Source organism: Cyclobacterium roseum (assembly GCF_010119225.1).
In the GTDB taxonomy this organism is placed as follows: Bacteria; Bacteroidota; Bacteroidia; order Cytophagales; family Cyclobacteriaceae; genus Cyclobacterium; species Cyclobacterium roseum.
This window is the reverse complement of record NZ_WNKF01000011.1, coordinates 58,692-84,336: the sequence shown is the minus strand read 5'-3', so window position 1 is coordinate 84,336 and position 25,645 is coordinate 58,692. Positions and strand designations below refer to the sequence as shown.

The window sequence follows — 25,645 nt, the reverse complement described above, 5'->3', positions numbered from 1 at the left end:
AAACGTTTGACCCCATTCTATTATTATTCTGATTATTTTATATCTCCTTCTATTTAATTCTTCCTACCTTCCTAGTCTAAATTCGAAGGGGTTTATTTTAAACCACCGTTACATATAAAATATATTATTCTTTATATTATAGTAAATAAAAACTATAATATATTTAAAAATCATTTCTACAGATTTTAATTTCGTATTTTTTTATCCGTACCGTAGGGATTCATGCATTAATTTTAAGTTTTATGATTTTTTTATGGCGCCCGGATCGTTTCTCTTTTTAAATCCTACACCCCTTTTTTTCGCCTTTTAAAGCATTTTTTTTGTCAAAAGACCAAGTTTTGATCTCAAAATGGTTGATAATTTCAAACATTGATTAAATTCAATCTTCCACTAACAACTATAACATGAGAAAGAAATTACCAATAATTTTATTATTATGGTCTTTTGTGCAATTTTCTTTTGCACAGACCCAACGGATCAGCGGGACTATCCTATCCGCTGAAGACAATTACCCCATACCAGGGGTAAGTATACTGGTCAAAGGATCCACCACTGGAACCGTTTCCGATTTGGACGGCAACTACTCCCTTGACGTATCCTCGCAAGCTACCACGCTGGTATATTCCTTTATTGGCATGACAACCCAGGAAGAGCCTATTGGCGACCGATCCGTCATTGATGTAGTCATGGCTCCCAGTACGAATGCCCTGAATGAGGTTGTCGTTACAGCAATAGGCATAGAGCGGGAAAAGAAAGCCCTGGGCTATGCCGTTTCGGAAGTGGATTCCGATGACATCACTCAACGATCCGAACCGGATGTGGTCCGGGCCTTGAACGGAAAAGTCGCCGGCGTACTTATTCAGGGATCAGGTGGTGTCACCGGAGGAAATACCAACATTACCATCCGAGGAAGTTCATCACTTACTGGAAATAACCAACCCCTGTTTGTAGTAGATGGTATCCCCTTCGATAACTCCACCCAGGGTTTTTCAAACTCGGAAGGAAATAGCGTAACCAACCGATCTTTCGACATTGATCCAAATATAGTAGCTTCGGTCACCGTCCTGAAAGGAGCGGCTGCGGCTGCCCTGTATGGCTCAAGAGCGCAAAACGGTGTGGTAATCATTACCACCAAAAGCGGGAGCGGTGTCTCCCGCAAAGGAATGGAGGTAAGCTACAGCACCTCGTTTGGAGTAGAAGAAGTAGCCAAACTTCCTGATTATCAAAATGAATACGGACAAGGTGGTAATGGAAACGTGTATATTGAAAATTATTTCGGATCCTTCGGTGCTCCCTACAGTGCCTACGATTCAGTTCCCCACCCTTATACCAATCCCGCGCTTGGCCCTTACCTCAACACCCCTTCTTATCAAAACGTAGCCAGCAGGGGCGACAACGTACGCTACCAACCTTTTACCGACAAATACCGGAATTTTTTCAATTCCGGTAAGCTTCAGGAACATGCGGTATCCATCCAGTCAGGCGGCGAAAAAACATCCCTTTCTGCCGGTCTTTCCTGGATGGACAATTCGGGTATCATTCCCAATTCATCCATCAACCGGATTTCAGCGAACGTGGGCGGAAATGCGGAATTGGATAATGGATTGAAATTAAATGCCTCTCTGAATTATGTCAGTACGGTTCAAAGTAATCCGGCACTGGGCAGCGGAAATTTTGGAGGCTTCAATCAATCGGCTGCCCAACTGGTACTTTGGATGCCTACCAGTTTCAATCTGGATGGATATCCCTACCAGCGGGAAGAAGATGGGGGTGCTATGTACTACCGAACGGCAAATAATCCCTATTGGGTGGCCGATAATTCACTGAATGAAAGTAACGTGGATCGGTATTTTGGAAATATCAAAGCGAGTTACGATATCACTGACTGGCTGTCCGTTGCGTACCAGCTCGGCTACAATGCCTACACTGATCGTCGGTTTTTCATGATGGAGCCCGGAGGATTTGGGTCTGCCATTCAGCAATCCGGCTTCATGCGGCGGTCTACCTTTTCCAATGCGGAATTGGATGGAAACCTGTTGATCAATATCAACAAGGCCCTATCAGATGATTTTTACCTAAGAACCATTACCGGATGGAATATCAACCAACGAACGAACTCCACCAGTCGTTTTGGTGGCAATGGCATTATTGAAAGAGGCATTCGGTCCTTTTCCAATACCTCTGCCCAATTTATCATCGAAGATCGTTTTGTTCAAAGGAGATTTGCCGGCCTGTTCACCGATATTTCCCTGGCTTATCAGGAATGGGCGTTTGTTAATCTGACCGCCAGAAACGACTGGTCATCCACCTTGCCGGAAGACAATAGAAGTTACTTTTACCCTGGACTCAGTACCTCCATTATTCTGAGTGATGCGCTGGAATGGAACAATTCTTATCTGGATTATGCTAAAATCAGGGCCGGAGTGGGGCAGGTAGGAAACGATGCCGATCCCTACCTAACCACAAATAACTTTTTGCTAAATCAACCGGTAAACAGCTCCGGAGGGAGCACTCAGTTTCCCTTTGTGAATGGATACGGTACCACCAACGGCTCTGCAATCAATAGTAACCGGGGAAACCCACTACTGAAACCAGAATTAACAACCGAAACCGAACTGGGCACCGAACTGCTATTCTTCAATCAACGCATCGGTCTGGATGTCACCTATTACAACCGAACCACTGAAAACGGAATCACGGCAATCAATGTTCCTCCATCCAGCGGATCGGCCACACAGGTAGTAAACATAGGAAAGGTGCGGAACAGAGGTGTGGAAGTGGGGCTCAATCTAAAAGTCCTGCAACGGGAAAATGGCCTTAACTGGGACATTTTCACTGCCTTCACCCGGAATAGAAACGAGGTATTAGAACTCCAGGATGGGGTTGACCAGATTGTCCTCACAAGTAGTGCCGGTAGCAGTGAAATTGTTCAGATAGCGCACCGTACCGGACAACCCTTTGGGATCCTGATAGGGCGAAAAGCCCTCCGGGATGCCGAAGGAAATTTGCTTATTGACGGATTACCGGGAACTACCTACGGAAAATACATCGACAACCCCGAGCCACAGGTAATCGGTGATCCCAACCCCGATTTTGTGCTGGGCATTACCAATGATTTTTCCTACAAAGGCCTGCAACTTTCAGTTGTGCTGGACTGGGTTCAGGGAGGAGACCTCTACTCTAAATCCAACCGTGAAATTGTCGGTAGGGGTTTGACAAACGATGCTGGTGACCGGATGGTTTCCCGGATTATGCCGGGGTACATCGCCGCAAGAAATGGAGACGGAAGCCTGGTAAGGGATGAAAACGGAAATTACCTGGCTGCAGTGGATGCCAATGGAAACCGTATTCGGAATACGATCAATCTTACGAATTTCAACTGGTGGTATGACCGGGGAGGCTTCGGGTGGAACGCAGCAGAGGAGTTTCACACCTTTGATGCCACCGTCTTCCGGCTACGAGAGGTAGCCTTGAGCTATACCTTCCCATCACAATGGCTGGACAAAACTCCCTTTGGCACGGCCAGTCTGGGCATGTCCGGAAGAAATCTGTGGTTTGTTACACCCAATTTTCACGATGGCTTAAATCTAGATCCGGAAACCAGTTCGTTTCCCGGACTTAGAGGGATTGACTTTATCGGCGTTCCTTCGGCCAGAAGATACAGCATGAATTTATCCGTGACCTTTTAAAAAATCGCTAAGATGAACAGATATTTTAATTTTATTATAGTAATTCTTATTGGTAGCTGTCTGGGGGTCTTTTCCTGCAGCGAAGACCTGTTGGACATAAATAATGACCCCAACACCTCCACCCAATTGGCCTTGCCCACTACGCTGGCCTTTGCTCAGGTTTCCCTGGTATCCAATCTCTTGGAAGAGCCCAACACCAATGCAGGTTCTTTCAGCCGGATGTGGTATACCACGGCTATCCGTAACTACGAGCAAAATCAGGGAACGTATAGCGATTCATGGGTAAATATGTACTCCCGACCGTTGGCAAACCTACAGGCAGTGCTGGATGGCACTTCGGAACAGGAACCGGGTTACCGGGGCATTGCCAGGCTGCTAAAAGCGTACACGTTCAGCATCATGGTGGATCTCTACGGAGACGTCCCATATTTTGAAGCCTTGAACCCTGAGGTTACCTTTCCTTCAGTGGACAGTGGAGAAGCCATTTATGCTGACCTGTTGCTGGAAATTGATCAGGCGATTCAGGAATTGTCAAGTTCTTCTGAAAACATACAAGGAGACATGATTTATGGGGGTGATCTAACTAAATGGGTAAAAATGGGCAATAGCCTGAAATTGAAATTATTTGCCCAAACAAGAAAAGAATCCTCTATTAATTCCGTACAGGGCTTTACCGAGATGCTGAACAGCGATCTGATTTCAACCATTTCCGATGATTTTCAGTTAAAGTACGGCTCTCAGCAGACACCCAACCAAAACCGTCATCCCTTGCACGTAAACCATTACAATCAAGCTACTGCCTATTGGATGGACAATTGGACCATGGCCAATTTACTGAATGACGGTACCATCAGCGGTGTAACCGGCCTTCCTGTATCCTATCGAAACGTGGAAGATCCCCGGCTTCGGTATTACGTCTTCCGTCAGGTACCGGGAGATGGGGGCGGTTCGGTGGTGACTTGCGCCGGAGGGGGCTGCCCCATAGGCCTGATCGGCAACGGATATTTGGGAAGGGATGCTGGTGATCCTTCGGCTTTTTCTAATGAAGGTGCCCTTATCGCCACTTTTGGGGTATATCCCGTTGGTGGGCTGGTCGACACAGATGCCCCAAAAACCGTCACCGCTTCCGATGGTACCGGACGTGGGATTTTCCCCATGCTCACATCCTTTATGATCAAATTTCTGCATGCTGAAATGGCCCTGACCACTGCCGTGGAAGGAGACCCACTGGCCCTCTTAAGCGAAGGCATAGAACTGTCCATGCAGAAAGTGAAAAACTACGGCTCTGAAGAAATGCCTTCCATAGCCGGTAGCTCGTTTGAAATGTCAGACGCAGCTGTTTCTGCTTATATTAGCGAGGTACAGTCCCAGTATTCTGCTGCCGCCAGCGATGAGGAAAAACTCAATATCATCATGACCGAATACCAATTGGCATTATGGGGCAATGGAATCGAGGCTTACACCAATTTCAGAAGGACCGGGTATCCTGATTTTGCAGAAACTTCCCCGGTCATGGGAAGTCCGCCCTATCCGCAACGATTTATCATCCCCGTTTCAGAATTGGAAACCAATCCTTCGCTGGCAGACTATACTCCGGACCCATTTGAACCGGTATTCTGGGACCAACCTTGATCGATCATCCACTCACTTTAATCAAAAGAAAATGAAACTACATTCCTATATTATAATTGTTGCCCTGGCCCTGGTATTTAGTAGCTGCCTGGAAGAGGGTTCGATCAAAGAGCCTGATTACGAAGTGGGCATCATTGCAAATGCAACCCTGGAACCAGGAAAATACTGGTTTAATATTCAAGCACTCGAAGAATCTGAAGTCTCCTTTGATTTGAACTACGAAGGTTTTGGTGTTCACACGGCTTCATCCATTGAATTGTTTCTGAACAGAGGTTCCAATCAGGTTTCCCTGGGCAGCTTTACTGATTTTCCTTCTTCCATCTCCATGACCGGAGCGGAGGCTTATGCGTATTTTGGAGAGACACCGGCTTCGATAGCAGATGCTAACCTATCCCGGGATGAATTTCGGATTACGTATGAAATTACGACCAGCGAAGGCCTGCAATTTTCACAGTACGGTCAGTACTTCAATTACAATCCCTCCCTGGATGGCCGCTATACCGGTAGGTATGCACAATTTTATACCAACCTCCCGGGATTCGGTACCTTGGTGCTGGAGGTCAGGGCTCCCAATCCCCAGAATCCAAACGAGCAGGATTAAAATAGATCTGGAACTTCCATTCCAATTGACCTGAAACAAAAAAAGGAGCTGAATCAGCTCCTTTTTTTGTTGGTCAAAGAACTCGTCAAAACCTTAAAAAACATACTAGTTTTCTCGGGTGAGTAGAAAAAATTGAAAAGTAGCCACAGGTAGCCAAACACGTAACACCCGAACCATTTTCTTGCCTCATTTCCGATTTACGGTTTATCTGACTAGTCATTCCTGAGTGAATCGGGTTATTATCCAAGATTTTAATGGACTTCGATCGATCGGATGTTCAGTGCTCGAAACCCAACTACTAAAAATCCAGCCCGGTGAATTTAACCGGACTGGATTTCTGGAGAAGAGTCACCTGTTGGTATGCATCTACTTGTCAAGCTCTTCAAAACCGTCGGGAGCTCGTCTATGCTTGGTTTGCTGTTCATAGCCGTAGGCTATGGCAAATAGAACGCCTTCACTAAAAGGCCTACCCAGAAGTTGAAAACCTGCCGGATATTTTCCGTAGGAATAGCCCATAGGTACGGCTACGGCAGGGAAACCCGTTGGTGGCGACAGCTTGCCGCTGGTATCGCCCCTGGGCCCATTGAGATCGCCAATCAACCGGGGAGGATAGGTGAAAGCAGGGTAAATAAGGGCATCCAGGTTTAAACTATCCATCACTCCCAACACGCGTTCCCGGAGCGTTTGTCTCAGTGCCATATTTTTGTCCCAATCGGGATGTTCCTCCGGTATGTCCACTTCAGCCTGGGCATCAATTAACCTCTTTTCCAAATAGGGATGATAATCATCGGAGTCGATGATATCTTGAAGCGTTTTGTACTTCGAACTATCTCCCAAGCTGGCAAGATAGGCATTGTAGTCCCTTTTGAGTTGACGGATACGTGTACCTGATTCATTCAATGAATCTAGATCCCGGATCTCCACACTATCGAGTAAAATGGCTCCTCCCTTCTTCAGATCTTCCAGCGCGCCGGTCATCAATGAATAAACACTGCTATCGGAATCAGATTTTGGAAAAAGTTGATGGAGAACACCAATTCTCTTTCCCTCAAGGGCATTTGCATCCAAAAAAGGCAAATAGGAATCCTCTTTGGACTCGATACTAGCTTTAGTGACGGTATCTGCCTCATCATATCCGGCAATGACATCAAACACCCTCACCGCATCTTCCACAGTTCTCGCCATTGGGCCACCGATATCATTGGTCAGTGCCAGTGGAACGATGCCATCCCGGCTGGTTAAGCCCATAGTAGACCTGATTCCAACCAAGGCCTGGTGGGCAGAAGGCCCCCTGATAGAGCTTCCGGTATCGGTGCCCAAACCCACGACCGCCAAGCTTGCAGCAATGGATGCACCGGTACCCCCGCTGGAACCAGCAGTGGTTCTGCGGGTATCATAGGGATTACGGGAATAGCCAGGCAGGACAGAGCTCACCGAGAATTCACCGCTGGAGGCAAATTCTGCCAAATTTGCCTTGGCGATAATAATGGCACCAGCTTCACGCAGTTTTTTAACTTGAAAAGCATCATCAGGCGGGTAGGACGCTTTTAATGCGAGTGTTCCATTGCTGGTGGGCATGCCAAAAAAATCATAGTTATCCTTAACAATAATAGGGATGCCGTGAAGGGGACCTACCATACCACTCTCTGCATAAATGCTATCCAGGTATTTGGCAGTAGCCATTGCTTCCGGGTTGATTGAAATAATGGAATTGATGGAAGGTCCCTGTTTATCGTACGCCTCAATTCGCTCCAGATAGCCTTCGACTAAATAGTGAGCAGTGACATCGCCACGCTCCATGGCTGCATGGATATCCGCTATGGTGGCCTCAGCTAGAGGAAAATCGGTTGCCTCTTTATCCGGGGAAGTACAACTAACCCAAAACAGAAGTCCAACCAACGAGATTTGTATTAGTTTATTTTTGGTACGCATAGTTGATATTAGTGAGTGTGGAAGACTTCCTGATACAGTTTAATTTTTTCCTTGATGGCATCAAGTTCTTCTGGGGTAGGATTGGATGGGTCTTTTGCCGGCGGATAGGTTCCAAACCGAAGAATACAGGCCATTAGCAGTACCCTGCCTTTGGTGGAGGTGGTATTATGCCCCTCAATAAATAAATTGTCGGGGTTGGTATCCATAAATCCATCTGCATTGCCCCGGGCTGCCTTGAGAACCGGGTACCCATGAAGTGCCGCTAGTTCGAGTGCTGCATCCATTGGCGATATCATAGATCCATAGGGCGCCATTCCTTCTCCAACAAATCCCGCAAGCGGATATTTGCTGAGATTATCCTGTATTCTGGCAAGAATGTCCACTTCACTCGCAGGATCGTCGCTGCCGTCATCCTCTGTTTTCCAACGCGCGCTTTTATAGATCGTAACCATCGGCATGGACTCGGGAATTAAGTCTCCATTTTCATCCTTCACCGCAACCTCCGCATTTGAAAGCGACCCTTCATTCGATACGGTAATACCTGGAACGGATTCAGGTATCCGGTTGAAGTTCACTTCAGAAAGGTGCGTATGTTTTCTTAAGGGCAAAAAGGTCAATTTGGGGCCATAGCCCATGGATCCGATAATACCGCCATAACCACCTGTAATCACATATCCTCCAGGTCTTGCATCTCCCTTCTGTACTTCCCGGGAAGAAAATATTATCTGATCCTGGATCATTACCGAGCCAATCCGGCTAACCCCTTTTTCATCTGCCCAAACGCCGGAAGTAATGAAATGAATACCATCAATAATATTTTGATCCCCATCGGCACTCACCAGACCACGCATTCGCTGTGCGGCATTGAATACCAGAGGGGCTTCCGAATCGATAAGTAAGCCCATCCAATAAGAAGTATTTTCAATGCTGGGACTTCCTTCCAGCCAGATGGAGCCATCATAGTCACCGGACTCCATCACCCGCTGAACCATATTTGTGGCTTTTGCCAGTTGCATGCGGTTTTGTGAGGCACCATAGGGGCCATAAGTGAAAAAGTCTTTGCCCAAGGTTTCGGGTGGAATATCCCCTTCTCCATTATCTGTTCGCTCTTCAGCTGCTAATCCTTTGGTATATCCCCCAGCCGGAGCCGGCCTGTAAAAGTCAAAGTCTGCCATTCCATAGATATTCCCACCAGCCCGTTCAATCTCCTCGAATATTCTGGAAGCATTGGGATAAAAGGTCTGTCTGGACTCTGAAAACGGCGAGCCCGGGTAAGCAGAGGTAGCGTCCCAGGGTTTACCGTTGGTTTGAACCGCCATGTACGGCAATGGGTACAAACCGTCTTCCGGTTTTAATTCCACTTTTAGAACAGGCTTGTCTGAAGGATCCCTTCTGGTTTTTCGAAATTTTCGGTCTTTGCCGACGTACCCGTCAGGTGCCCCATACAATTCTTTGACATCACTTTCCAGGGGATGGGCGGTGAACATTTCTACATATACCGTTACCGGGGCGGCTATCCGTTGATAATATAATCGATCAAAAGGCATCTTTTCGCCCTCACTGCTGGTCAACAAAGGCAGTTCATTTTCCTCCCTCGCCTTGTTACTAGTGATCAGCGGATAGCTGTTCTGAATGGTCGCAGTGGGACCGGAAAAGATCGCCAAACGCGGCTTTTCCTGAGAATAACCTACTTTGTAGCAAATAAAGAGCAGAAGGAATAGTACGAATTTATTGCAAATACTAAATCGGTTGGTGGTTTGCATATGCTTAGTGGAGTTTAAGAGGAGTACCAGTAATCAAATTTGTGGTTGGTGAAAATGGATTTAGGGATCATACCGTGCACTCCCTCGGTACGATCAACAACTTGCGTAATTTCAAAATCTACCGCAGTACTTGAAATGGACATGGCCTCTTCATAAGTGAAGCCAAGTTTTTCATGGATGAAAACCACGGATTGCCGGAGTGCTTGTTTCATTGCCTCGTCCAAATCAGGATTAAGACCAAAAACGATGAAATGATCCGGCGTTTCGGCCACTGGCAGTTGAATGGTCTTTTTGTGTATAATGAATTCGGCCACGAGTATCATAGAAGTTTCTATGGCCGTGCCACTCACCTCCCCGTTGCCCTGTGCGCCATGAGCATCCCCAGTTGTGAAAAGTCCGCCTTCTACAGACACCGGCAAGGTGAGGGAAGTACCTTTTACCAAGTGCTTTAAATCCAGGTTCCCCCCAAAAAAATCAGGTGGAATGGAGCTTACACGTCCCGTCTCAGAAGGTGGCGAAAGCGCCATAACTCCCATGAAGGGCTTTAATGGTATTTCCACCCCTGGAAGCAACTCCGCACTGGTTCTTTTTTTATTGTATTTATAAACGAAGCTTTCCTGGTTAGTAATTTCCAGTGGGACATCATCCCGGCTGCCTGGCCTTACATGATTTACACCGAAATCACTTCTCAACCGAACATCATGGATACGTATTTCGATACTATCGCCTGGCATTGCACCCTCAATGAAGACCGGGCCTGTCAACATATGCCCTCTAATCCCTGAAGGCTCCGGAGCTACATTATGGATAATATCAATAAGTTCTTTCGCATGATCGTCCAAAGGCAGGTTGTTTTCCCTGAAAAAAGACTCCGGGTCTTCCCTGGAAACACCCGAGGTACTTATCGAATGAATTTCTACTATTTCTCCTTCTTTTACGGTGAGTTTTGGAGGTACATCCGCTCCAAAATAACCCCAAACCATATTTTCAGGAAACGAGCGAAGAATCTTATCGGGTTTGATCTTCCCGGTAGGTTGGTTTCCAATTTTATCGGGAAATTTATTGAGCCCTTTGCCAAGAACCAATCCAGGTAATCCGCTAAGGGCAAGGGTGCCTCCGAAGATCGACTTTTCTAAAAAATCCCTTCTTGAATTTTTAATTTCCATATTTTTATACAATTAATTTTATGTCTTTCGAATAACTGAAACTTCTAAATGACCTGGCTTTTTTTCAAACCAAAGCGTTGATTAACCCATCACCTGGCTATTGGCATATTTTATTTCGATAGGAACAAAATATTATTACGCCAATTCTAAACAGGTAATGACATCCGAACCGGAAATAATCAAGCAGGTCGGTTGTCAAATCATGGGTCTTCTCCAACCCCCTGATCTGCTTTCAAGGTATTGGGCTACCGCCAGGGAAACATCCTCTCTCCAGGGGTGGGCCACGCATTGCACCCCAACCGGCAAGGTGCCGTTGGTATCACCCCTTACCACGGTGACTGGCCAGCCGGTAGTATTGTAAGGACCACAGTAGCTTGCCCCGGGCTTGCTGCTAGTCCATTCGCTACCGATTCCTTGATCGATTTCTTCTGCAGGTGTAGAGGTAGTCGGACAAAGAATTACATCATATTTTTGAAACCATTGCAGCATCCTTGTCCTGTTTTTATCTTGAAGCGTCAAAAGTTCAGAGTACCGGTCTGCGGAGATTGGTGTGCCGTTGTCAAGTCTATTTTGGATGGATTCACTCAGGGTTTTGCTTCCGTGTAAATCACCTGCCCTTTTCAAAAACGCCCAGGCATCTCCAGAAACCAACTCCCTTCTTATCTCTCCCAGCTCGGTAAAAATTTCCAGAGGCATGTCCTCGGTGACTTCTGCTCCTGCCTCTTCCATCCACTTAGCCGCTTGTTTAATGGTATTTTGGGTTTCCTCGGCTGTATCTGCAATTAAATTAGAAGGGTAATAGGCTACCTTAAGCTTTTTAATGTCAATTTGCTCGGGATCCGGCCAGGGCATAGGTACCACCGCAGCGTCCATACCGTCAGGACCACTCATTAATGGAGTAAGCAACATCAAATCTTCTACCTTACGAGCCATTGGCCCTGGCTGTTGCCAGGAATCAAATACGCCCCCATAATCAACGATATGACCCGTACGCGGACAACGGACAGAGGTAGGCTTGAGCCCCGCTATACCATTGGTGCTTGATGGCAATCGCACACTCCCTCCCCAGTCTGTGCCGATATCGAACCCTGAACCTCCTGCTGCTACAATGGATCCCGCACCCCCGCTACTTCCGGAAGTGCCTCTTGTAAGATCATAAGGGTTTTTGCTCAGACCATAGATGATATTGCCCGTAGTACGCACACCTCTCATACCACCACCGGCCAGCGTAAATTCAGGCGTATTGGTTTTCCCCAAAAGAATGGCTCCGTTTTGTCTCATCCTGGCCAATACCGTAGCGTCCTTTTTACCCACATAATCGATCCTGCCAAGTGTACCCCCCGTACTGATTACACCTTCCGCTTCAAACGAATCTTTAAGAGTCATGGGTACTCCGTGCAATGGCCCCCTAATTTGCTTTTTCTTTAATGCGGCATCTGCGGCTTTGGCTTCTTCCAGTGCCCTATCAAAACACTGCATCACTACTGCATTGAGGTGGTAATTGACTTTTTCGATGCGATCAATATACGCTTGAGTCAGCTCTACAGACGAAACCTTTTTGGTTCGGATCATTTCTGAAAGTTTTGTCACAGACATAAATATCAATTCGTCTGTTTCATCCTTTGAGACACGGTATGGAGAATTGGATGATAGACTGGAGGCCGCAAGATTTGCAGGAGAAAACGTCATGGCCGCAGCACTGCTTGCTCCCATCAGTGCCAAAAATTTTCTTCTTGACGGATTGCTTTTGCCTTGTACAGATATATTATTTTTCATTTGGGTACAGTTTTAAATTATTAATCATTGAGATTGACTTGGAAAGGGTTGTTAAATATTTTCCGGTTTGGAATATCCTCCAAATGTTTCTTCCAGGTTAGCGGCCACTGCCAGAACCTTGTCTTCCGTCCAGGGTTTACCTACAATTTGGATCCCGAGGGGCAAACCATCATTGGAGGTGCCCGCTCGAACGACCGCTGCAGGCCATCCGGTAGCATTGTACTCGGAGGTATACCAATGTCCCGGGAACCTTTCGGCTTCTACTTTCATCGCTGCTGTCGAAGTAACCGGGCAGAGCATGATGTCATAATCATCCATAAATTGAAGCATTTGACTTTTTAAAGCATCAATCTCCTCAACCAGTTTCGTGTATTCTTTTGCGGAGACCACCTCACCGGATATATTTAGGTTCGGAGAAATAACTTTGGTACCGCAAGCCTTGATAAGTCGCTTAATGTGAGCCTTACCATCTGCGCTATTTAGTTCGGACCTTTTATCTGAAAGTGCCTTAAGCGCCGGTGGACGGGCTTCTGATACACTGCTCACGGATGGTTTGAGCTGATTGGCACAATCAACTACCATCTTTTTGATTTCAGGAATGGGTTCCGCCACATCGTTGGTTGTGTAATAGGCAATTCGCAATGTTGAAAGATCCACATCGGCGGGGTCATTGAGAGGCACCGGACTGATGCTGGCATCCATATAATCAGGACCCGAAAGAATGGATAACAACAAATACAAATCTTCCACTCTCCTGGCCATTGGACCAGGTTGTTGGTAGCTCCCGAATCGGTCACCATAATCCGGCAAATGACCCGTTTGTGGTATCCTGCCACTAGTGGGTTTTATACTTGCCAAACCGCAAACGTGCGCAGGTGCACGTACACTACCCCCGGAATCGGTACCTATGTCAAAATAAGCCCCCCCTGCTGCCAATATGGCCGCTGCACCCCCACTGCTCCCGGATGGGTGGGTAGTAAGGTCGTAGGGATTCAGCGTCTGACCATATATTAGATTAAAGGTGTGAGAAGACATGGTAAATTCGGGAGTATTGGTTTTACCTAGTAAAATGGCTCCTTCTTCCCGCAGTCGTTTAACCACCGTGGCATCGGTTCCGGGCATGTAATTTTTGCGTCCCATGGTGCCCGCGGTCGAAATAATACCAGCGGTTTCAAAGGAATCTTTGATCGTCATGGGCACACCATGTAGTAGCCCCAAGGTTTTGCCTGCTCTGACAGCTTCATCTGCCTTCTTGGCCTCCAGGAGTGCTCGTTCTCTGGCTATTTGAACCACCGCATTGATTTGGGGGTTAACCTCATCTATTCTAGCCAAACACAGCTCCACTACCTCCTGGCTGCTTATTTCTTTGTTTCTGATCATCCCCGCTACCTTTGTAGCAGACATGTATAAAAGTTCGTCAGTCTCATCTGAGGAGACAAATTGTTTCTGAGGAAGCACTACCCCCTTCGGCAGCTGCTTTCCAAAGGTTGGAAGCACCGTTCCCAGTGATCCCATACCTAGCGTAGTAATAAATTTTCTTCGGTTGTTGGTGGTTTGTTTTTTCATTTGGTTTTGGTTTGGGAGATCTTTACAGAAAGGGTTTGAATTTCAATCACATCCTGCTTACATCTCTGTTAATTTGTTTTGCCTTATTTTAAAAAGCACTTATCATTTTTATATCGGTGGCCTTTTCCATCCTCCTGACTTAGATTCAAGGTAACTGGCTACGGCAAGTGCTACATCCTCCCGCCAGGGCTGTGCCACTACCTGCACGCCAATGGGAAGACCATCCGCACTCTGACCACACCTGACCACTGCACCCGGCCAGCCACAGGTATTAAAGGGTTTAGTATAGCTCTCCCCGGGGTTATCCATGTACCTGGATTCCTCGTTATAGCCACTATTGATATCCCCTGCTGGCGAACTGGTGGTCGGGCAAATAATCACATCGTATTGAGAAAACCATTGGAGCATTCTGCTTCTATTAGCATCTTGCATTTCCAAAAGTTTAGTGTATTCCGCCGTAGAAATGACCGCTCCCTGATTCTCAAGTCGTTCTCTCAGGGATGCTCCATAGGTCTTGGAACCTGCTCGTTCCGTTGCTCTTTTAAGCCATTGCCAACCGTCTCCAATGATCAATTCCCGACGAATCGTACCCAACTCCACCAATAGCTCCCGTGGACAATCTTCCGTGACATCCAGTGCTACCTCATCCATCCACTTTGCTGCCTTTCTCACAGTCTCAATAGTATCTGGGTCTGTATCGGCTATTCCGTTTTCCGGGAAAAACGCGACTTTCAATTGGGAGATATCCACTTTCTGGTAATCCGGCCAAGGCATGGGCACCACAGCAGCATCCTTAAAATCAGGACCCGCCATGATAGGTGTGAGTAAGTCAAGATCCTTAACGTATCTGGCCATCGGTCCCGGCTGTTGCCAGGAATCAAAAAGCCCACCGTAGTCGACGATATGACCCGTCCGTGGCAACCTTACCGACGTCGGCTTTATACCTGCAATGCCATTGGTGCAGGAAGGTCCCCTAACACTTCCGCCCCAATCGGTACCAACATCGAAAGCAGCTCCACCTGCAGCGACAATCGCCCCGGCACCTCCGCTACTTCCAGAGGTCGTTTTATTTAGATCATAAGGGTTTTTACTGATCCCATACAGGATATTATTGGTAGAGTTGACTCCTAAAACACCGCCAATCAATGTAAATTCAGGCGTATTCGTTTTGCCCAACATCATTCCACCTGCATTCCGTAAACGGGCAACAACAGTAGCGTCTTCCTCCGGCACAAAATTCATTTTACCAATCGTACCCCCGGTGCTTACCACCCCTTCTGTCATAAAGGAATCTTTGATAGTCAAGGGGACCCCATGGAGCTTTCCCAAGACATTTCCTTTTGAAATTTCATTATCTGCCTTTTTAGCTTCTTCGATGGCCCTGTCGAAACATTCCATCACCACCGCATTAAGCTGGTAATTCACATCTTCGATTCGGGCGATATAGGTCTGCACCACTTCTAGGGCAGATACTTCCTTTTCCCGAATCATCTCTGCGATTGCCGTTACGGATTTATATTGTATCTCAGAGGGTTCGGCAGGTTTACCAAATTCCCGGATAAGCAAAGGCTTACTAGCCCCCCTGGCAATACCTGGTAAGCAGGCTGTGGCGAGGGCTCCTGCCGATAGTTTGCTCATAAAAGCCCTTCTGGAATGGCCCTTTATTACTTTTTTAGCGACACTTTTTTTCAGGTTTTCCATTAATTTTTTTTTTGAGAAATACTTGGTTAGGGTTGAAAAATCACATCGGTGGGGCTTGCCAGCCTCCCAATTGCGCTTCTAAATATTCGGCAACCGCCAATACTTTATGATCCTGGAACGGCTGTCCAACAATCTGAACCCCTATAGGCAAGCCTTCCTTGCTCGTCCCCGCTCTTACGACTGCTGCTGGCCAACCTGTAAGGTTGAAAATTCCCATGTAGCCATACTCGTCGGCAGACCAGGATGATTTCTCAAACACATCCGGATTAGGAGCTGCTCCGTCAAAATGAACCGGACAGATGACAATATCGTAATCTTGCATCCATTGCAATAGCTTGCTACGACAGGCATCCAGTTTTTCCACCAATTCTGTAAATTCTTCTGATGAAATGGCCGTAGACGGATCCGATAATCGAAGAAGCGGATGCGTTTGCGTAGTGCCGTATTTTTCAGTCAGCCTACTCACCCAGGCCCGCCCATCGGCACCGAAAAGCTCATACCGAACCTCCTCGGCTTCTTTGATTTCTTCAATAGGGGCATCTTCCTTTAGTTGTATCCCCGCCGACTCCAAAGAGGCAACAGCTTTTCCAATGGCTTCCACGGTTTCTTCGGCGCAATCCTTGGAGCTTCCATGCTCAATAAACCAAGCGTATTTTAAATTCTTTAATTGAACAGATTCCGGATCATTCCAGGGAACGGGATGAATGGCTGCGTCAATCTGATCCGGTCCAAGAATGATTGGAAGAATAAGTTTCAAGTCTTCCACATACCGGGCTAGTGGTCCAAGCACCTGATAGGCATCGAATAGGCCACCATAGTCTACTATATGACCGGTCCGGGGCACCAAACCCGTTGTCGGTTTGATCCCGGCAATCCCATTGAAGTGAGCAGGCCCCCTGATACTCCCGCCAAAATCCGATCCGATATCAAAGGGCGAACCTCCAGCTGCCACTACAGCTCCCGCCCCGCCACTGCTTCCACCGGAACTATATCCCTCCTTGTAGGGGTTACTCGTCATGCCGTAAATCAAGTTGGCGGTGGTTCCGGACAAGGTAAATTCAGGCGTATTGGTTTTACCCATAAGGATGGCTCCGCTGCCTCGTAGTCTGGCAACTATGGTAGCATCTTTAGCAGGAATGTAATCTTTTCTGCCCAGGGTACCTCCGGTGCTGATTATTCCAGCTGTCTCGAGGGAATCCTTAATGGTCATCGGAACGCCGTGCAACGGTCCCAAGACCTTTCCTCTAGCTAGAAGCTCATCCGCTTTCTTAGCTTCCTCAAGCGCTCGCTCTTTACAGGTCAATACAACTGCGTTGATCTGTGGATTGACTTCTGCGATCCGATTGTACATGGTAGTTACCAGCTCGACAGAAGAAATTTCTTTCTCACGAATCATTTGAGCCATCTGAACTACAGAAGCAAACTTGAGGTCTTCGGTGCGGTGATTCGATTTATAAAAACGAGCTGATTTTTTGTAAGCAGTTGCGGTAGTTACGGGAGGCTTCAACCCAAGCCCCCCGCTACCAAACAACATAAAAGACGAACTTATGAAATCTCTCCTGCTATTTTTCTTTTTTAATGTCATATCAACTATCTATTTTGGTTCAAACGATCTTATTACTTATCCCACCACACTCTGGTCAGGAGATCATCTGTACCTTGCCTGGCTACTGCAGCCTCATAGTTGGACTTATTCAAATTGATTTCACTTGGTGGATAGCCTTTCCTTCTAGGGATCCCATCAATTACCGCATCTCTTGCTATGTCCAACTCAGGGATTTGAAGTCTTCTCCATTCGCTCCAGGATTGCACACCCTGCATGAAAAGCGATATCCACTTTTGGTTTCCAATAGATTTGATAGGATCGGAAGTATCATAGACTACTTCTTCCTGAGCCAGATAAGCAGTAATAACCTCGGGGTCTGAAATCCCCCATTGCTCCATAGAGGCAGTGATGGCGGTGGTATAGTAATCAGACGCACTACCTGTTATCCAACCCCGTTCTGCCGCTTCCGCCAGGATAAAGCCGACCTCGGAATAGGACATAATAGTGAATATTGAAGTAGGTTGTAATATATTTTCGGCATCCGGCCAGGATACGGCAAAATCACTGATGGCACTACCTGAGGCTCGATCTAAACCCACAGGTTGTCCGATATATCCACCGCCTAAATTGCTATTTAAAGCTGGATCAGCAAATTTCTCAAGCCGTGGGTCGTCTAGTGATTTAAGCATGTCTACCATTGTACTTCCTATACCGTAATTGGGTACGCTCAATTCATATCTAAAATACCAGGGGTTGTTATTGGGTTGAGATTCCAAAAACTGGTAGAAAGCATTATCTTCTGCTGAAGTCATCGGCCCTGCTGAAAGTGCTTCCGAAAGGGAATTCGCTGCAACTCCTGGTGCCACATTTGATAACCGCAGGGCGACACGCATTTTAAGGCTGTTTGCAAACTTTAACCACTTTTCCATATCCCCGTTATAGATAATATCGCCAGCGATATCCCCATCTGCTACATCAATCATTTCGACTGCCTCGCTTAATTCCTTCAGCAAATCCATATAAATGAATTCCTGTGTATCGTAGATCGGAAGGGGAAACTCATTTCCCTGCAAGGTCTCCGTGTAGGGAACATCCCCCCATACATCCGTAATGTTCTGGAAGGCCCAGGCTTTAAGAATCCGGGCCACGGCTATCTGGTTATTATTTGGACCTGAGAGCGCTGCATTGGTCATCGTTTCGGCATTGGTGTTGAGTGCGATGATCTCTTGCAAATCCCTCAAGCCATTCGTGTAAAACGTGGAAAAATCTTCCTCGACTGTCGCATAAATATCGTCAAAGCCCCCTCTTAAATTGGCCATTTGCTGGGTATAGATCATACCTGGCAAACCAACTCCACCAAGCTCGTTATGATTCCCAAATATATCTGCCACCAATTCCCGCTGGGCACCGGTCAGCAGACTTGAAGTCGGCACTATTACAGGCTGATTGGGATCGATATTCAATTCCTCAAAGCCTTCTGTACAAGCAGACAGGAAAAGTGAACACCCTGCAGCCAGCACGATCAAATTTATATTGATTATTTTTTTCATTTCAGTGTTTCTTAGATGTTAAACTAGTGTTGTACAAGGGGATAGTAGAAAATCCCTGCACACTGCATCGCGCAAAAATATTATAGCTTTATGTTGATATTAAAACCAATCACCCTGGGAGCAGGTAAAGATGCTCCCTCTAGACCTTGCATATTACTCGACCCATAGGCTATCTCTGAGGGGTCAATATGAGGCACATTGCTATGTAATAATGCTACGTTTCGGGAAAAAACGGAAAGTCTAAGGGCGGTAATAAACATATTGTTCAGCATCCTGCTTGGTAAACTGTACCCTAATCTCACTTCACGTAATTTGACATAGGAGGCATCGTAGACATTTAACCCGTCCAGACTGTACTGCTGCTTTAAATAATTTTGGGCCTCCAGGTATACGGTATTGGGTTCTCCGTTTTCGAAAACAGCATCGGCTTTTATTCCTCCTCCCTCTGAAACGGGGTTTCTCATGGGAACACCTCTGTCATTATCCCCCACAGATTCGATAAACTGGCCGTTTGCAATACCATTTTGAACGGTTTCGGACCAAAAATCGCCACCGGACTGAAAATCTATCAGCGCACTAAGGCTAATCCCCCGATAGGTAAATGTATTGGAAAAACCACCCGTAACGTCCGGCATGATGTTCCCTACCACCTCTCCTGGATTTCGTAAGTAAAATCCATTGCTTCCTACGATTGGCTTCCCGGTTTCTTCATGATAAATTACGTTAGGCGTGATGATTGTTCCATAGGGTTGTCCCACCGTTGCATTGACCGAATTAGTACCGTCCCTGCCACCTAATTCAAAATTATCCTGACCTTCGGCGAGCTCCAAGACCATGTTCCGGTTTCGGGCCAGGTTAAGGTTTACATCCCAGGAGAAACTGCTTCGATCCACCGGGGTACCCTTAAGCATTACTTCGATTCCTTTATTCTCCATTTCCCCCGCATTTACAATCAGTGATTTAAATCCGGTAGTAGATGAAACAGGAAGGGCCAGAATCTGATTAAAGGTATTCACTTTATAAAGAGTAAAGTCCAACCCAATTCTGTTTTCCAAAAACCTTAAATCCAGACCTGCCTCAATATTCGAAACGATCTCTGGTTTCAGGTTACTGTTTTTCAATACGTCATCTACCGTGAATACGGAGGTATTGCCGTAGGGGTCGCCGTTTGCGTAGGTATTGATCAAACGATAGGGATCCGTATCATTCCCCACCTGAGCCCAGCCGATCCTCATTTTACCAAAGGAAAAGAAATCGGCTCCGGTCATCAAATTGGAAAAAACAAAGCTACTGGAAACCGCTGGATACAGATAGGAGTTATTATCGACCGGCAGCGTGGAAGACCAATCATTTCGAAGCGAGGCTTCGAAAAAGAGGTAGTCCCTGTAGCCGATATTACCGCTTGCATAGACACTCTGAACCTCTCGCTCAGATGTAAAGTCTCTAATCTCCGGGCGCTGAAGGGATGCCACCAGATTGTAAAAATTAGGCACGCTCAAGCCCCCTTGGGTTCTTGTATAGTTATTTTTGAAGGTGTTTTTCCTAATATTTCCACCAAAGGTAACCCCCAAACTAAAATCGTCGCCAAGGTCACCATTATACTGACCAAGTAGTTCAAAGTTATCCTCCCGAAAATGATAAAGATCTTTTTCATAAGCATTTTGAAGATACCCTCCAATCGATGCCCTGTCTTCTCTTGAGTCCGTGTAGAAATCCGTTCTGGCAAAAAGCGTCAAAGATAGCTCCGGCAGGATCTGATAGGAGATATTTATATTCCCAAACACCCTGTCCTTCAAGTCATTATTGTAGCTTTCATAAAGGGTAAAGTAGGGATTATTGTTATAACTCTGTTCCAAATGGCGTCCCAAACCTTGGGTATTCCAGGTCATATGGTAATACCTGTCTGATTTATAGTTTCGCAGTCTGGCCGGATCAATCTGTCGCTGTGTCCAGGCGTACCAGTAGGTTAATACATTCACAGGTCTCTCGGGAGACCAATCTCCTGTGGCAGGTCGTCCTAACGCCTCTGTTCGAATGTAATTGACTTTCGCCCCGGCTGAAAACTTATCAGAAAGCTGGCTATTCGCGCTTACAGCAATGGTATTCCTATTGAGAGAACTATTGGGCATGGTCCCCGTCTGGTCCAAATTGGTATAGGATAGCCTAAAAGAGCTTTTGTCATTGCCTCCACTAATAGACACATTATTGGATAAAGTGACTCCGGTCTCAAAGAAATCTTTAATATTATTGGGTGTAGCCACCCATGGACGAACTTCACCATAGTTGGGTTCTCCTGGGTACATGCTGTCCCAGTGCCGTACCAAGGTACCATCAAATCTTGGCCCCCAACTGTTATTTGCGTTGGTATTGACCACCTTATACGTTTGTCCATCTAGCGGGTCCACGGCTTCATCAAATGTAAGCGCAAAACCACCCCCGTACTCATTTTGCATTTCTGGTAGTAAAAACACATTGCTAAACATGGTGGATGAATTGATGCTTACACCGATTCCTTTCCTTGCCTCACCGCTTTTGGTCGTAATCAAAATGACACCGTTGGAGGCTCTGGATCCATACAGGGCTGAGGCACTTGGACCTTTAAGTACAGAAATTGACTCAATGTCATCTGGATTAATATCCTGAGCCGCATTGCCATAATCCCTACCACCATTTCCAGATACTTGATCGTCAGAATTGTAGTTGGAATTATCTATAGGGGTCCCATCCACTACAAATAATGGCTGGTTATTGCCGGAGATTGAATTAATTCCCCTAATCGTAATACGAGAGGAACCTCCTATGTTTCCCGAGGAATTTGATATTTGAACTCCAGCGATTTTTCCGGTAAGTGAGTTAACAATATTGGTCTCTTTGGCCTCATCCAGCCCCTGTGTATCAACTTGCTGCACGGTATATCCCAAGGCCCGTTCATCCCGCTTTACTCCCAATGCGGTTACCACCACTTCGGACAAAGCGGTCTCTTCAGAGCTGAGTGAAATGGTAATGTTGCTTTGGTTGTTAACCTTAACTTCCTTTTGATTGTAGCCGATAAAGGAAACTTCCAATTCATTTTCCGACTCCGATAAATTCAAGGTGAACTCACCGTTAATATCCGTTGCTACACCTTTCGTCGTTCCCTTTACCAGTACACTGGCCCCGGGAATCGACTCTCCATTTTCGTCAATTACTTTTCCAGTCACAGTCTTCTCCTGCGCGTGGAGTGAATTAAAAACGAAACATCCAATTAGAATTAGAATAGCCATCCCCAATGGTCTAATTCCAACGGAAGAATGTTTCCTTCCGTGAGTAAAATTTTTCATAATTTGTTAGTGGTTAGTGTTTAATAAAATTGCATTTTCCGGATTAGTCCGGATTTAGTATAGGCAATCTTGAGTTCAGGTTTGAACGATTATTCCGGGTAAGGTTAAATTGGGCTAGAAGGAAGGTGAGTTAATCAGATAACAAAAACAGTAGGATTGTAATGTCTGGATCTAATTAAATCTTTAGATTTGGGCAGCTGCTAAACCCTTCTTGATCAAATATATAGGCAAGAAGGAAAACAAAAAAATAAACCATCTATTATTTTTTTAAACTAAGATATCAATGATTTTTCTATACTAAACTTTAATTTAAATATTTTATTGCTTTTATTATTTTTTTAAATTATAAATATGCTATTAATACAATTAAAAAATGTTATATTTTATTAATTTCCTAATTATATTATTTTCATATTTTTGATATTAAAGGTGTTTTTTTACCCTACAATTACATTTTTATCGTTTTTATACTGTTATTAGGTTTTATTATAGACCTAGTTTTCTAATATTTATGTATTTTTGTTACTAACAGGTTATTTTTTAAACTATATAAATCACATTTAGTATATTTTCCTTATTTTGCTTAATTACGGATTTATATTCTGTTAAAATTTATTTCATATTATTTTATTCCGATTTTTAAAAGTTTAATTTTTGTCGATCAGGTTTTTTTACTTATCAAAGTTAAAATTAAGCTATTCAAATATTTTGAGCGTTTAAGACAGTTTTCTATCGGCCAATGGCTAAAATGGTATTCCAAATAATATGCGTTATTTCACTTTGAAGAATCCTGAATGAGGTATTAGGCCTGATCTTGTCCCAGGTATCGGGAAGGGCCGAAATATTTGAAAACCGACTTAAAAATGAGTAGTTGTAAACTGATTGGAAAGCGAAAAAAACAATGCATTCCCAGCCGATACATTAAAAGTTTTCGATGGGTAATTGGAAAAATCCCCAACCAATAATCCGAGAAACAAAAAAAGGAGCTGAATCAGCTCCTTTTTTTTATTTCAATAGATACTATGCTATTTCTCGATGGACCAACTTTTTTTCAAATTGGGGAGGCTGCTACTGGGAACCTGCAGTTCCGTCCTTCGGTTTTGCCGGTGCATCTCTTCGGTGCAAGGAACCTCATCACAGTCGTTCACGGGTTTGGTCTTTCCGAAAAACTCATACACCAACCTGTCGGAAGCAATTCCTTTCCCTTCCAGGTAATTTTTGACTACCAGTGCCCTCCTTTTGGACAACTCCTCGTTATAGGATGCCGAGCCTCTGGAATCGGTATGCCCAGTGATGGCTAGACGACGCTGTACCATGTTTCGTAACATCAGCGCTACCCTTTCCAAGGCCATCTTGTCTGCCAGCGAAAGGCCCGCCTCATCAAATCCAAAATAAATGGTGGGCAATTCGGTAGGCAGTTGCATATTGCTGACATCACATAAATCCACTTCCTGCAACTCCAGCGGCACCTGATAGGATTTACCCACTTCCGGAAAGGCCAATAACAATAACTCTGTCCTTCGATTGAGCTGATGACGATCCTCTGCGCAAGGAACTCCCTCTCCGCAATCCTCCGTCAATTCCGTTTCCCCAAGCCACTCTGCCTCTATCCTGGAACCGGCAATTCCATAGTTTCCCAGGTACTCCCGCACCGCATCGGCTCGTTTTTCACTCAACTTCTCGTTGTATTCGTCGCTGGCTCGCTCATCCGTATGGGAACGAACCACAATATTCAGGAATGAATAGGAACGTAACAATTCCCCTACCCGGTCCAAAGCACTTTCAGCATCTTTTCTAATGGCGGATTCATCCAGATTATAGTAAACCAAATCTACATGTACGGCTGTTTGGTAAGGAATTTTGATCAGTTGGTAGGTTTTCTCCAAGGTTCCGCTCTCCAATCCTTTGCTCGTAATCGTCTTATCCTGAACGGCAAAATAACCGGCCTTTGAAATTTGGATCTGCTGATCTTCCTCAGGACTGATTTTTGCCTGAAACAATCCTTCCCCCTGCTTCTCCACAGGTACATTGGTTTTATCCTCCCCTTCAGCCAACTTCACTTCCATAGGGCCTGCTACGGCTGTGCCATCACAAGCCAACACCCTGGCCAGAAAATCCAATTCCAACGTTTCCAGCTCAAATATATCATCCCAACCGGTGCTCTGGAGACGATTGGAGGAAATCAGTACTTTATCATCATTGGTCTCGAAAAAACCAAAGTCATCCTGGGGAGAATTGAATGGCAAACCCAGGTTTTTTACTCCCAAAAATTCATCTCCCTTGAAATCCGAAACAAAAAGATCCAGACCACCCATTCCCACGTGTCCGTCGGATGCGAAATACAGCTTCCCATCCTGTATATAAGGATCGATTTCGTTTCCAGGGCCGTTGATCAAAGGGCCCAAATTTACCGGAGTCTGGAATTCAAAATCCGCATTGTAATCCATATAATACAGATCGTAACCTCCCTGGCCTCCCGGCATATTGGAAGAAAAATACAGGCGGTTTTGCGCCTCGTCTACAAAAGGACTCTTTAGACCATACTCCAGCGGAGAATTCACCGACAAGCCTACAAAATCAAGGGGGTTTCCAGCCTCATCGAGCCGGCTGAAATAGATTTCGGATTGTACTTCGTAATTCTGCGGACGGCGTATATCCCGGGTCACGGCGTAAAAAAGCACCTCCTGCTCCTGAAGCGGAAAAGGATCGGTCGCATGGAAAACATCCGGCAACGGGGGATCAAAGAGACTTATCTTACCTTCCTCATCCACGGAATAGATATTCAAAAAATTTCTACCGGTCCAGTCTGAAGATTGGGTATAATATTTATAGCTTTTATCAATACGAACGCTGTTTCTACCACGATTTCCTGCTTCCCCTCTATCCGAAGAGAAATAGGCCCTTCCCTGAGCACCTTTTACCCATCCAAATTCAGTATTTGAACTATTGATCCCCTCCAACTTTTTCACGCCGGTATTTCCCCCGACAGCATACCAGTGTTGCAGGGAATCCAGGTGCAGGTTAGCGATGGCTTCGTGTTCTCGGGTTTCCATTGTATCCAGCGCTGCAAAGACCACTTCTTGCTGGCCAGCCTGATTTGCAGCCGCAATATATGCCAACAATTCTTCCTGTCCTGCCTCCTGAAAGGCCACGGTGTTTTTCCACCAGTCATAGGCTTTTTGGTAATCTCTCAAATTGCCATAGGCCCTTGCGGCACCCTTTGCCGCCTGAAAGGAGGGAGCTTTTGAATAGGCATCGACATAGCCCTGTCCAGCCTCAAAATAATTTTCTTCCGCAGCCTTTTTGTCAGCATATCTCAAAAGTCCCTGCTGGGCCTGAACGTGCAGGCCTAGCATTCCAAGGAAAATAGCGGGTATTAGATAGGTAAAAATCTTTTTCATAT

General features: G+C 45.7%; 13 protein-coding genes. 3 read left to right on the top strand and 10 right to left on the bottom strand.

From position 1 onward, the window contains the following. Positions 1-404: 404 nt before the first annotated feature. From GJQ68_RS15760 to GJQ68_RS15750, 3 genes are read left to right on the top strand one after another with little or no spacing between them, the layout of a single operon-like run. On the top strand, positions 405-3,689 hold the full coding sequence (locus GJQ68_RS15760; RefSeq protein ID WP_162418270.1) for a SusC/RagA family TonB-linked outer membrane protein: 3,285 nt from the start codon (positions 405-407) through the stop codon (positions 3,687-3,689). A gap of 12 nt (positions 3,690-3,701) precedes the next feature. Continuing rightward, positions 3,702-5,321 (top strand): SusD/RagB family nutrient-binding outer membrane lipoprotein, encoded by a 1,620-nt coding sequence (locus GJQ68_RS15755; RefSeq protein WP_162418269.1) that lies wholly within the window; start codon positions 3,702-3,704, stop codon positions 5,319-5,321. A 31-nt stretch (positions 5,322-5,352) separates the two neighbouring features. Then, a complete protein-coding gene (locus tag GJQ68_RS15750) occupies positions 5,353-5,922 on the top strand; it encodes a hypothetical protein (RefSeq protein ID WP_162418268.1) in 570 nt (189 codons plus the stop codon). A 366-nt stretch (positions 5,923-6,288) separates the two neighbouring features. Here the strand turns inward: GJQ68_RS15750 and GJQ68_RS15745 are convergent, their stop codons facing one another. From GJQ68_RS15745 to GJQ68_RS15700, 10 genes are all read right to left on the bottom strand, one after another. Next, the gene (locus tag GJQ68_RS15745; RefSeq protein ID WP_162418267.1) at positions 6,289-7,854 is read right to left on the bottom strand and encodes an amidase family protein; all 1,566 of its coding nucleotides are present in this window, start codon (positions 7,852-7,854) and stop codon (positions 6,289-6,291) included. A gap of 8 nt (positions 7,855-7,862) precedes the next feature. Next, positions 7,863-9,617, bottom strand: coding sequence for an asparaginase domain-containing protein (locus tag GJQ68_RS15740; protein ID WP_162418266.1), 1,755 nt, complete (start codon positions 9,615-9,617; stop codon positions 7,863-7,865). A 14-nt stretch (positions 9,618-9,631) separates the two neighbouring features. Then, positions 9,632-10,783, bottom strand: a complete 1,152-nt coding sequence (locus GJQ68_RS15735) for an acetamidase/formamidase family protein (protein WP_162418265.1) — start codon at positions 10,781-10,783, stop codon at positions 9,632-9,634. Positions 10,784-10,978: 195 nt separating this feature from the next. Further along, on the bottom strand, positions 10,979-12,559 hold the full coding sequence (locus GJQ68_RS15730; RefSeq protein WP_162418264.1) for an amidase: 1,581 nt from the start codon (positions 12,557-12,559) through the stop codon (positions 10,979-10,981). A 51-nt stretch (positions 12,560-12,610) separates the two neighbouring features. Then, positions 12,611-14,125 (bottom strand): amidase, encoded by a 1,515-nt coding sequence (locus tag GJQ68_RS15725; protein ID WP_162418263.1) that lies wholly within the window; start codon positions 14,123-14,125, stop codon positions 12,611-12,613. A 108-nt stretch (positions 14,126-14,233) separates the two neighbouring features. After that, complete coding sequence (locus GJQ68_RS15720; protein WP_162418262.1) at positions 14,234-15,826, bottom strand: amidase; 1,593 nt, start codon at positions 15,824-15,826, stop codon at positions 14,234-14,236. Positions 15,827-15,866: 40 nt separating this feature from the next. Continuing rightward, complete coding sequence (locus tag GJQ68_RS15715; RefSeq protein ID WP_162418261.1) at positions 15,867-17,411, bottom strand: amidase; 1,545 nt, start codon at positions 17,409-17,411, stop codon at positions 15,867-15,869. Positions 17,412-17,443: 32 nt separating this feature from the next. After that, positions 17,444-18,922: a SusD/RagB family nutrient-binding outer membrane lipoprotein gene (locus GJQ68_RS15710; protein ID WP_162418260.1), complete on the bottom strand. Its 1,479-nt coding sequence runs from the start codon at positions 18,920-18,922 to the stop codon at positions 17,444-17,446. Between the two features lie 80 nt (positions 18,923-19,002). Beyond that, positions 19,003-22,242, bottom strand: a complete 3,240-nt coding sequence (locus tag GJQ68_RS15705; protein WP_235941602.1) for a SusC/RagA family TonB-linked outer membrane protein — start codon at positions 22,240-22,242, stop codon at positions 19,003-19,005. 1,025 nt (positions 22,243-23,267) lie between these two features. After that, on the bottom strand, positions 23,268-25,643 hold the full coding sequence (locus GJQ68_RS15700) for an OmpA family protein (RefSeq protein ID WP_162418259.1): 2,376 nt from the start codon (positions 25,641-25,643) through the stop codon (positions 23,268-23,270). Positions 25,644-25,645 lie beyond the last annotated feature (2 nt).

Excerpts from the sequence above, each read along its gene's own strand:
- GJQ68_RS15750 (WP_162418268.1), top strand. The coding sequence starts at position 5,353 with ATGAAACTACATTCCTATATTATAATTGTTGCCCTGGCCCTGGTATTT.
- GJQ68_RS15720 (WP_162418262.1), bottom strand. The coding sequence starts at position 15,826 with ATGGAAAACCTGAAAAAAAGTGTCGCTAAAAAAGTAATAAAGGGCCAT.
- GJQ68_RS15710 (WP_162418260.1), bottom strand. The coding sequence starts at position 18,922 with ATGAAAAAAATAATCAATATAAATTTGATCGTGCTGGCTGCAGGGTGT.
- GJQ68_RS15755 (WP_162418269.1), top strand. The coding sequence starts at position 3,702 with ATGAACAGATATTTTAATTTTATTATAGTAATTCTTATTGGTAGCTGT.
- GJQ68_RS15735 (WP_162418265.1), bottom strand. The coding sequence starts at position 10,783 with ATGGAAATTAAAAATTCAAGAAGGGATTTTTTAGAAAAGTCGATCTTC.
- GJQ68_RS15725 (WP_162418263.1), bottom strand. The coding sequence starts at position 14,125 with ATGAAAAAACAAACCACCAACAACCGAAGAAAATTTATTACTACGCTA.
- GJQ68_RS15715 (WP_162418261.1), bottom strand. The coding sequence starts at position 17,411 with ATGACATTAAAAAAGAAAAATAGCAGGAGAGATTTCATAAGTTCGTCT.
- GJQ68_RS15705 (WP_235941602.1), bottom strand. The coding sequence starts at position 22,242 with ATGAAAAATTTTACTCACGGAAGGAAACATTCTTCCGTTGGAATTAGA.
- GJQ68_RS15730 (WP_162418264.1), bottom strand. The coding sequence starts at position 12,559 with ATGAAAAATAATATATCTGTACAAGGCAAAAGCAATCCGTCAAGAAGA.
- GJQ68_RS15760 (WP_162418270.1), top strand. The coding sequence starts at position 405 with ATGAGAAAGAAATTACCAATAATTTTATTATTATGGTCTTTTGTGCAA.
- GJQ68_RS15745 (WP_162418267.1), bottom strand. The coding sequence starts at position 7,854 with ATGCGTACCAAAAATAAACTAATACAAATCTCGTTGGTTGGACTTCTG.
- GJQ68_RS15740 (WP_162418266.1), bottom strand. The coding sequence starts at position 9,617 with ATGCAAACCACCAACCGATTTAGTATTTGCAATAAATTCGTACTATTC.
- GJQ68_RS15700 (WP_162418259.1), bottom strand. The coding sequence starts at position 25,643 with ATGAAAAAGATTTTTACCTATCTAATACCCGCTATTTTCCTTGGAATG.